The organism is Brumimicrobium oceani (assembly GCF_003143775.1).
In the GTDB taxonomy this organism is placed as follows: domain Bacteria; phylum Bacteroidota; class Bacteroidia; order Flavobacteriales_D; family Crocinitomicaceae; genus Brumimicrobium; species Brumimicrobium oceani.
In genome coordinates, this window is record NZ_QFRJ01000023.1 from 1 (window position 1) to 8,389 (window position 8,389).

The window sequence follows — 8,389 nt, forward strand, 5'->3', positions numbered from 1 at the left end:
ACTTGTTCAATGTGAAGTCAATGAGTACTGTTTTTCGAGCAAAATTTATTGCTTTACTGAGAAAAAGCGAGTTAAAAATACAGCAAAGTGTCTATGACAAAGTGTTTTCCAAGAAATGGGTCGTTTACGCCAAACAGCCTTTCTTTAAACCTGAGTTTGTAATCGAATATCTTGGAAGATACACTCACAAAATCGCTATTTCTAATCACAGGATTAAGAGCATTGATTATGCCAAAAAAACGGTCACCTTTTCCGCTAAAAATTATAGAAAAGGAGGACAGAAACATAACATTAAACTCAAAAGTACAGACTTTGTTAAACGTTTTTCTTTGCATATTCTACCCAAAGGATTTACACGAATACGGCATTTTGGAATATTGAGCAGCAGTTGGAAAAAGGTAAAACTACCCGAACTTCAAAGGTTATTGAATGAAGAAAATACAGCGGAAATTATTAAGGAAAACCCAACGCACCTCAGAAGATGTCCAATATGCAAAAAAGGTAAACTGATTACTGTTTTATTTTTTGATGGAAGAGGACCGCCAAAAAACTGGAAGAAAACTTTAAGCGTCAGTAAACCAGTTAAATAAAAGAAACGTCTCGCGCGTAATGGAGAAGTTATGGCTTAAAAGTAGTGAAATAGACATCAAACTGGCAAAAGTCCTCATAAATACGCGGTTTTTGAGATAATGAAGAGTGATCAACCAACTTAAATTCGAAATGCACGCTCATAATCAAAGCGTAACACACCAAAATAATCTTTCAAAAATAATGTATTAAAACGTTTTCCCCATACGTTCGGCAAGCTCAGTAGGGCTAAGGAAATCCGGATCCGTCAACAGGGTATTCAGCGTTGGCCTATCGGCAAGCCGAATACTTAGTTGTTAGCGGTTCGGGCTTTTTACTCGTCATACTCAATTGCTTTGTTTATGTAGTCAATAATTGGTTTTGTTGTTTTGAAAAATTCCATAACAGTTTTAACACAGTCTTTGCTTGTTAATAGCTTGTCATTGAGCGGTTCTTTGGTGCAAAAACCTTTCATTTTCAGAAATTCACTTGCTGGGTTAGTTTCGTCATAGCCAACTGGCATTCTTTTTAGTTTTCCTACACCTTGTAGTCCGTTTGGGAATGTTTTCTGAAATTCAGGGGTCGTTAAGATTTTGTTGAAGTCTGTGAATGAATAGTCAATCTCTTGACGAATTTTTTTTAAATATTCAGACGATGTCTGCCAAACTCCACCGCCAATTGAACAATTATCTGGTTCAATGTGAATAAAATATCCTGCTTTATTTGGTTGTGGGTAATTCTTGTTCAGAACAACTAATACATAATTTTTGTACGGTGTTTTATCTTTTGAAAATCTTAAATCTCGGTTTACTCTCGTCAAGCATTTTTTAGGGTCTAAGTTGGCTTGTGAAATTTCTTGGTCAATCTTTGATAATTCTTTCAAAAGATTTTCAGTCAATTGAAGTATGTCACTTCTGTAATTTTCGTATAAATCTCTGTTTTGCTCAAACCATTCCTTTGAATTATTTAGTTTAAGATTTGAAAGGAAGTCAAGTGAAGTCTGCTTAATCATTATTTTTTACTTAGTTGGTCAATGTATTTCAAAATCATTTTAACTTGTTTGTCTTCCGATTTTACAGAAGTAATTTTTCCAATAATTTCATTCTGCTCGTACTCAGCTAATTGTTTAAAAGATTTTACTACCCCTGAGTCTTTAAATGTCTCTAAAACTTCTTTCTCAGTAATTTGCTGATTTGAAGTCAATAAGTATATAGTTACCGTTACAGTGTCACCACCGCTTTTGTTAATTGCTTTTCTAATATTGGCATTTATAGAAATTAGTTTGTCTTCGTCACCTAGTTTGGCGAGGTTTATACTTTCAATTTTATAGTTGTCAATAGTGCCCGAAACTTTCATTGAACCCCATTTACCAACTATATGTTTCGTGTTGGGAATTTGAATGTGGTAAGTCCAAGCACCTTTGCCTGGTTCATATTTTAATTCAAGTTTCTCGTCTTTTACTAAGTATTCCATTTCTTTACGGTTTGTTTTTTAGCCTGACCGCTAACGGTTGAGGCTTTGCGACGGCCTGTTTGTTAAATGTTTTATCGAAGATACAAACATTTCCTTTTCGGTAATGTAAAAATCGAAGGGTTGTAAACGCTGATCGGCAAAGGCTGTGTTATGAGCATTTTTAAAGTTTAATTATATCTGATTTAGCACCCACATATTTGCCATTCAAAAATAAAAAATACCTATTATAAAGTTCTTCATCTTTAAGCTTACCTTTATTTAATAGATCAGTGATAAAACGTTTAGTGTATTTATTGCAGAAGTCGGTTTCATAATGTTTTGTATTAATGGAAAATAATGGAAAATCTAAGCTTTCAGTATTTTGAAAACTCACTAATTCGAAGTCATAATACTCCATCACAACAATTAATTTTTGATTTTTACTTGAACACATTTCCCGCACATATTCAATCGGATGACAAACCTCACTCGAACAATTAGCAGACCATAAATAAAGAACCACATCCGATTTCTCATTCTCAATTATTGTCTTTATGTGATTGCTCGTTATAGCGTATATTGTATCGTTTTTGTTCAAATAAGTAAGTTCTTCTCTGTCATTAACAAATTTTATTCTTGCTTTTTGATTCGGACTCAATTTTTTATAACCACTTTTTAGACCAGTAAAATTAGGTACAATGACAATACAACCTGTTAAAATACTTAAAATCAATAATGTATAAATTTTATTCATGATACTAAATTTAATAAGCCAGTCAACCGACTGGCTTATTTTTAACTAATTATTGTTTGATTACTGGAATTTTGTAACCCCCCAATGAACCTAAAGAATAATCTATTTCAAACACACCTGATTCAATTTTATACAGGTTATCTCCCTGCTCAGCAAAAAGATCTTCATCGATATAAAAGTCAGTAGATGAATCTTCAAATATTAGGTCACTATCAACTAGAACTTCTATATACATTCCTCCATCTTCGCCAACAATTATTGGAGCTGATTTTCCAATTGTAATTTCTATGGTGTCAACCCTAATATTACATAATCCTGCTTTGCCACAATCATGATTAGCCCTTCCCCACTCATCCCATCTGATCCTCATACCAACAATAATGCTTACTTTTTCATTATTCTCATTAATGCTAATGGTTTTGCTAAGCATCTCGTTTTTAACAATCTCTTGTTTCTGACAAGAATTAAAAACAAGAACTAAAACTACTATCATTAACTTTAAAATTACCTTTTTCATCTTTTCTGTTTTTTTTAGATGAACACGTTTTTGATAAATTCAAGGAGTATCAAAAACTTGCAATATTGCCTAGCTTTCTCCCGCTATGTCAACTTTTCCACTTTTCTCTTTCTGGCTCTTTCTTTTTATTTACACCATAAGTTGGCTCTACTTTACCGTGTTTCTAAGTGTGTTCGTGTTGCTCATAACGGTTGAGGCTTTGAGACGACCTGTTTGCTATATGTTTAATCGAAGATACAAATATTTCATTTACGTGAATGTAAAAATCGAAGGGTTGTACAGGCTGACGGCAAATGCTGTGTTATGAGCTTTTATTATTAATGAAAGAGAGGCTCAAGCTGTCTTAAGCATCTTTAAATCTATGAGTTAATAACATTGTTCAATTAATGTTAGCAAATTGGTCTTTCCTGAAGTTTTATTTTTGGTAACAAGCCGATTAATCGAATAGTTTGAAATTGATAACTTTGTGGATATACATTCGTTTGAAATTGAATTTATCAAGGATTTCTTAGATTTCAGTCTTATTAATTTGTTATTGTAATCTAAAAAATATCTATCACGCCATAGGAAAACATAAATCAAGTATGCGCTTTCTGACTTCAAATAAATCGCATCCTTGTTGAATGCACCGTCTATCAATCTAAAAACCTCATTATTTATAATTCTGAAAGTATCTTTTCGATGGTCGCTCTCATCATAATAAGTGAAACCCCATTTGCTTTGGAGTTCTATATTAATCCATTCATTTCTCTTCGTTTTTATTGCAACTATTTTTGAATCTGAGGCTTTGTCTTTCTCTAAATAATACTTTTTTAAACTATCATACTTTGTTTCAATAACAGGCTTACCATTTTCAAAAACTATAGTTTCTAGATAGTCATTCTGAGAATAGGCTACAGAAAAAAATAGAAACGAACCGATTAAAACATTGAATATTAGTCTCATAACAAATCTGCTATTGCTGAGCCTGCCGCAGCTCCTTGTAATGCACCCATTCCACCAGATAACGCACCACCTATTAATGCACCTGCTGCATCACCGATAGCTTTTTTCCACCATTTTGAAAGCTTTTGTTTATTATTAAGCGAGTAATGATAAATTAAACTGTATCTAAAAATTGATGAGGTATAGTAAAATTCATCAAAATTTGCTCCACGGTTTTGTATGAAGTCATTTTCGATTTCAATCAATATTTCACAAATGTTATTATCTGCGAAATGTGATTCATGGCTTATACATTCAGAAACATAAGCTATAATAAGTTGGGCTTCTGATGTACTTAAACCATTCAAACTCCCTATAATTTCACTATAGTCATCAAAATCAATTAAATAAAAAGCCCCTTCCATTGATGGTATATTGTTCAGCTCATTTAAGTCTATATCACTTATGTCAGGAAAGTAAGTATCTAAAACTAATGGAGTATTAGCCTTAACTTGTTCTTCCATTATCGAATGATTGTTAGAGTAAGAATATTCATTTAGTAGATCATCTAACATAAGATTGTGATATACGCCTATTGAATCTGCGGGGTTATTTTCATTAGCAAAAATTGAGACTGATTTATTTTTAATCGGCTTTTGTTTACTATTATTGGTTTTATTATTGTCTGTTGCTTTATTGTCGTCAAAATATTCCTTTTCACAACCAAATATTAGAATTCCTAACGCAACAAGGAACAACCCTCCATAAATTAACTTTTGCATAATTAAAAATTTTTAATTTAATAAATTTATCCATAAAAGCACTTTACTTTTACTTCCTTTGTTAGTTAATCGCTCCGTTTCACTATAAATAAACAGTACTTTTTTATTAGTCCTAAGTGGCTTTGCTTTACCGTTATTGTGAGTGTTCGCGTTGCTCATAACGGACAAAGCTAAGAAACGTTGCCGTCCCCGTAGGGGCGGCTATGTTTTCTTAGCTTGTGTTAAAGGCATTTTTACTTTTGTCAAGCGTAACTAATTTTCATTTTTAGATACAACTTCAATGATTTTGTTTTCCACTTCTTCTGGTAAATCAAGTAGTTTTTCTTGAAATTCCTCGATAATAGTCACTTCCTTCGGATTGCCATGGCTCGTTGTGTCTGAGACTTCAGTTAACTTTCTCATCTCAAATCTGCGTAGGACACCAGCATAATTGAAGGATAGTATATTAGATAAACCGTTAACATCTTGCCAAGCCCTGATGTTTTCTATCTCATTCGATTCTTGCCAACCCGTACCAAGTTTGTATTTACCTGTTTCCATGATATAATGAATCATAATTACCTCTTCATCCTTAAGCTTATTATTCATTAAATCGTCAAAGAGGCGCTCAGTACTGCTACCTTTTTTTTTGAAGGATTTAATTGATTTTGCTGGTACCTTCTCCTCTTTCTTGATTGGGTCAGGGGAAGGTGAAGTCCAAAAATCTTCATCAGAAATAGTGGGGAATGAAATTGATTCTTTTAGAGGCGGGTTAAATTTGTTAATCTTATCAATAAATTCTCTCACTTTTTGATTAATCACAACAGGATTGGTCGAGATTGTAAATGAACCCTTGAGTCCTTCTAAAAAAGCTGTTAATCTATCCTGATTGTTTATGTGAAAACCTATTTCTCTTGGATCTAATGCACAATTTTGAAATTCATAGCTACTTAAATCAAAGTCCGGAGTAAAGATCATTGTATGTTCATTTTCGACAACCCACGCAGCACCCATTTCATTCAAACAAGCAACACTAGAATAATATTGTGGTGATAACAAATAAAGGACATGAGGCTTTTCACTGATTCGACTTTTCAACCAATTGAAAATGTTCTGCCCAATAGGAATGCCATAGGCATCATTACTTGTAAATATGATATTATCTCCATGTACTCCTACTCCTGTCAGCAGTTCTACAAGAGCATTTCCGTAATCGGAATTTTTAGAAGAATGTGAGATGAAAATTTTCATATGTGTATTTGATTCTTGTTTTTTGTCGGATAGTTCTTCTTTAGTTATATCAAGGTGCAAATAGTCCAATGAAACATCTGTACCGTAATTTTTTAGGTGTTTTGTTTCAATGTATTCCCGACCGGTCACACTTTTTTTTCGTAAGTTATTTTTTTCTACGAAACTCAGTAGCTCATCGATAGTATCCTCGCTTTCAAATTCATGAATTGAAAACTCCTCTATGCCTTGAAATGAATAAGTTCTACCCCCCAATCTTAATTCAGGCTCTTTTTTCAAATAGACTTTAATCACATGATACAAAACCTTTTCACTGATTCCAACAATATTGATAGTTTCAAATTGTGTTTTAACCGTGATTATAAATTTTTTCATACTAATTGTGATTGTCTTTAAGCATTGTTTGACGTGGTTTATTTGAATCTATTTTCAAGAAGAACTAGTACTTCTTCTATATGTGGCGTAAGAGAAATTATTTCATCATAATAATCATCAATAAATTCTTCATGAAGATACTCATGAGATGACTCATTCCTTTTGTCTAATAATTCTTGCCATGTTACTTTGTTATGTAAAAAGTTCGCTTTAAATCCCTCTTTCATTGTTTCTCTTGGTGTATCGGGTTTTATTTTAACACCTTCATATTTTAAGCCTCTATTTAAAGTCTTCCACAAAAGTTCTACTACATATTCAAAGCGCTGTATAGTACCCTCAGCGACTAATGGTCTGTCTTTTTCTATTTCTGTAGCTTCTTTGAGCCTATCAAAAGCATTTCTGAAATTTTGCAGGCTATCATTGAGTTTTTCCTTTTTCATAAATTGTGATTCCGTTTGTTATTATTCTCTCTTTTAATTCAGTAGGGTTCAGATGATACGGTACTAAAGAAATTCGAATGAAGATATTCAAATCATAAGTAACGAATTCTTTAAGTTTTAGCCAGTCATATTTTGTCATATTAGGGCAATCAATTGCTAAATCAATATCAGAAAATTCTTCGTAGTCATCCCTCGCCCTGGATCCAAATACTATGATTCTTTCAACATTTCTATTCTTGGCTAGAGTCTCCATAAAAGAGTATTCTATTTCTCCAATTGAACTCAACCTTGTTATTACGACTTCATTATTCATTTTAGAATAGTATGGTTTTAGTTGCCTTTAACGTGTTTGTATATGCTTTGTTGCGTGGTTTAGCACGTAATTTAGCAAATAAAAACCGAATAGAAAATCCGCGAGGATTTTCGTAAATAGGCTAGAACTAGCAATAAATTATATACGGTGTTGAACGAATCCTCCTAACGTCGGAAGCTTCTCTCACCCTCTAAATTAGCAATTTACTATATTTGAATACAAATTAAATCAAATATTATGTATAAAAAAAAGTAAAACCCTCGTTGAAATTGCAATTTTAGAGGTTGCAGGTTTTGAAGACTTGCACGAGCAACTAACCAAAAGCTTCACTATAAATGGAAAGTCAAAAAGCACTTTGAACAACTATTCTAGATGCCTTGCACATTTTGCCTTGCATTACAATAAAAGTCCAGAACATCTAGATAAAGAAGCCATTGATGACTATCTTTTTCACTGTAAAAACCAACATAATACTCCCTCGGATAGTTTTTTCAAACACACGATTTATGGACTAAGGGCGATCTACAAATTGCTTGGAATGGATGGTCAGAAAGTTCAACTTCCTGAGATAAAGCGACAAAACGATCTTCCTGTGGTGATGAGTTTAGAGGAAGTGAAAAAATTAATCAATGCGCCAAAATATTTAAAGCATAGACTTATAATTGCCTCTCTTTACGGTTGTGGACTGAGAAGTTATGAACTGTGTGCTTTGAAATTATCAAATGAACTTTTAGAAGTTCCATACTTTATTCACCTATAATTTATTTTTAAAGGTGTTCATGATTCGCTTCGCTTAATTCATTTGGTTTTTACGCTTCCTTCAGAATTTAATGAATATGCTTTAAGGGAAGGCAAGATTATTTATGGTTCATTATTTAAGGCTGCTTGGGAGACCTTGAAACAGTTTTCAGAAAACCCCAAACACCTTGGCGCTAAGATGGGAATGATTTCGATTTTACACACTTGGGGTCAGAATATGTCATTGCATCCTCATTTACACTGTATTGTTCCTGGTGGCGGTTTAACCAAAAGCAATAA

Annotated in this window: 11 protein-coding genes and 1 pseudogene; 3 read left to right on the forward strand and 9 right to left on the reverse strand. The window is 33.0% G+C overall.

The annotated features are described in order from the left end of the window. Nucleotides 1-590, forward strand: a 590-nt coding sequence (locus DIT68_RS15925) for an IS91 family transposase (RefSeq protein WP_233244219.1), incomplete at its 5' end; no start/stop codon positions are given. Between the two features lie 311 nt (nt 591-901). On the opposite strand, the gene DIT68_RS15930 is transcribed toward DIT68_RS15925, so the two are convergent. The 9 genes from DIT68_RS15930 to DIT68_RS15970 form a co-directional block, all read right to left on the reverse strand. After that, nucleotides 902-1,579 carry a DUF2461 domain-containing protein gene (locus DIT68_RS15930; RefSeq protein WP_109360822.1) on the reverse strand — a complete coding sequence of 226 codons (678 nt, stop codon included), beginning with the start codon at nt 1,577-1,579 and terminating at the stop codon, nt 902-904. Then, a complete protein-coding gene (locus DIT68_RS15935) occupies nt 1,579-2,040 on the reverse strand; it encodes a DUF1905 domain-containing protein (protein ID WP_109360823.1) in 462 nt (153 codons plus the stop codon). The genes DIT68_RS15930 and DIT68_RS15935 overlap by 1 nt, the downstream gene beginning before the upstream one ends. 160 nt (nt 2,041-2,200) lie before the next feature. Next, nucleotides 2,201-2,773 (reverse strand): hypothetical protein, encoded by a 573-nt coding sequence (locus tag DIT68_RS15940; protein ID WP_109360824.1) that lies wholly within the window; start codon nt 2,771-2,773, stop codon nt 2,201-2,203. Between the two features lie 49 nt (nt 2,774-2,822). After that, nucleotides 2,823-3,290: a hypothetical protein gene (locus tag DIT68_RS15945; protein WP_109360825.1), complete on the reverse strand. Its 468-nt coding sequence runs from the start codon at nt 3,288-3,290 to the stop codon at nt 2,823-2,825. Between the two features lie 366 nt (nt 3,291-3,656). Next, nucleotides 3,657-4,235, reverse strand: a complete 579-nt coding sequence (locus DIT68_RS15950) for a hypothetical protein (protein WP_109360826.1) — start codon at nt 4,233-4,235, stop codon at nt 3,657-3,659. Further along, nucleotides 4,232-4,996 carry a glycine zipper family protein gene (locus DIT68_RS15955; RefSeq protein ID WP_109360827.1) on the reverse strand — a complete coding sequence of 255 codons (765 nt, stop codon included), beginning with the start codon at nt 4,994-4,996 and terminating at the stop codon, nt 4,232-4,234. Before DIT68_RS15955 ends, DIT68_RS15950 begins: the two co-directional genes overlap by 4 nt. A 252-nt stretch (nt 4,997-5,248) precedes the next feature. Next, a complete protein-coding gene (locus DIT68_RS15960; RefSeq protein WP_109360828.1) occupies nt 5,249-6,598 on the reverse strand; it encodes a toll/interleukin-1 receptor domain-containing protein in 1,350 nt (449 codons plus the stop codon). Between the two features lie 38 nt (nt 6,599-6,636). Further along, on the reverse strand, nt 6,637-7,038 hold the full coding sequence (locus tag DIT68_RS15965; RefSeq protein WP_109360829.1) for an HI0074 family nucleotidyltransferase substrate-binding subunit: 402 nt from the start codon (nt 7,036-7,038) through the stop codon (nt 6,637-6,639). Next, nucleotides 7,016-7,351 carry a nucleotidyltransferase family protein gene (locus tag DIT68_RS15970; protein WP_199223439.1) on the reverse strand — a complete coding sequence of 112 codons (336 nt, stop codon included), beginning with the start codon at nt 7,349-7,351 and terminating at the stop codon, nt 7,016-7,018. The genes DIT68_RS15965 and DIT68_RS15970 overlap by 23 nt, the downstream gene beginning before the upstream one ends. 301 nt (nt 7,352-7,652) lie before the next feature. Here DIT68_RS15970 and DIT68_RS15975 point away from each other — a divergent pair, with 301 nt between their 5' ends. Further along, nucleotides 7,653-8,111 carry a phage integrase N-terminal SAM-like domain-containing protein gene (locus DIT68_RS15975; protein ID WP_109360830.1) on the forward strand — a complete coding sequence of 153 codons (459 nt, stop codon included), beginning with the start codon at nt 7,653-7,655 and terminating at the stop codon, nt 8,109-8,111. A 39-nt stretch (nt 8,112-8,150) separates the two neighbouring features. Then, nucleotides 8,151-8,389: pseudogene (locus tag DIT68_RS15980) on the forward strand (transposase); the annotation flags it as partial.

Coding starts and splice junctions, on each gene's coding strand:
- DIT68_RS15930 (WP_109360822.1), bottom strand. CDS start 1,579: ATGATTAAGCAGACTTCACTTGACTTCCTTTCAAATCTTAAACTAAAT.
- DIT68_RS15935 (WP_109360823.1), bottom strand. CDS start 2,040: ATGGAATACTTAGTAAAAGACGAGAAACTTGAATTAAAATATGAACCA.
- DIT68_RS15940 (WP_109360824.1), bottom strand. CDS start 2,773: ATGAATAAAATTTATACATTATTGATTTTAAGTATTTTAACAGGTTGT.
- DIT68_RS15945 (WP_109360825.1), bottom strand. CDS start 3,290: ATGAAAAAGGTAATTTTAAAGTTAATGATAGTAGTTTTAGTTCTTGTT.
- DIT68_RS15950 (WP_109360826.1), bottom strand. CDS start 4,235: ATGAGACTAATATTCAATGTTTTAATCGGTTCGTTTCTATTTTTTTCT.
- DIT68_RS15955 (WP_109360827.1), bottom strand. CDS start 4,996: ATGCAAAAGTTAATTTATGGAGGGTTGTTCCTTGTTGCGTTAGGAATT.
- DIT68_RS15960 (WP_109360828.1), bottom strand. CDS start 6,598: ATGAAAAAATTTATAATCACGGTTAAAACACAATTTGAAACTATCAAT.
- DIT68_RS15965 (WP_109360829.1), bottom strand. CDS start 7,038: ATGAAAAAGGAAAAACTCAATGATAGCCTGCAAAATTTCAGAAATGCT.
- DIT68_RS15970 (WP_199223439.1), bottom strand. CDS start 7,351: ATGAATAATGAAGTCGTAATAACAAGGTTGAGTTCAATTGGAGAAATA.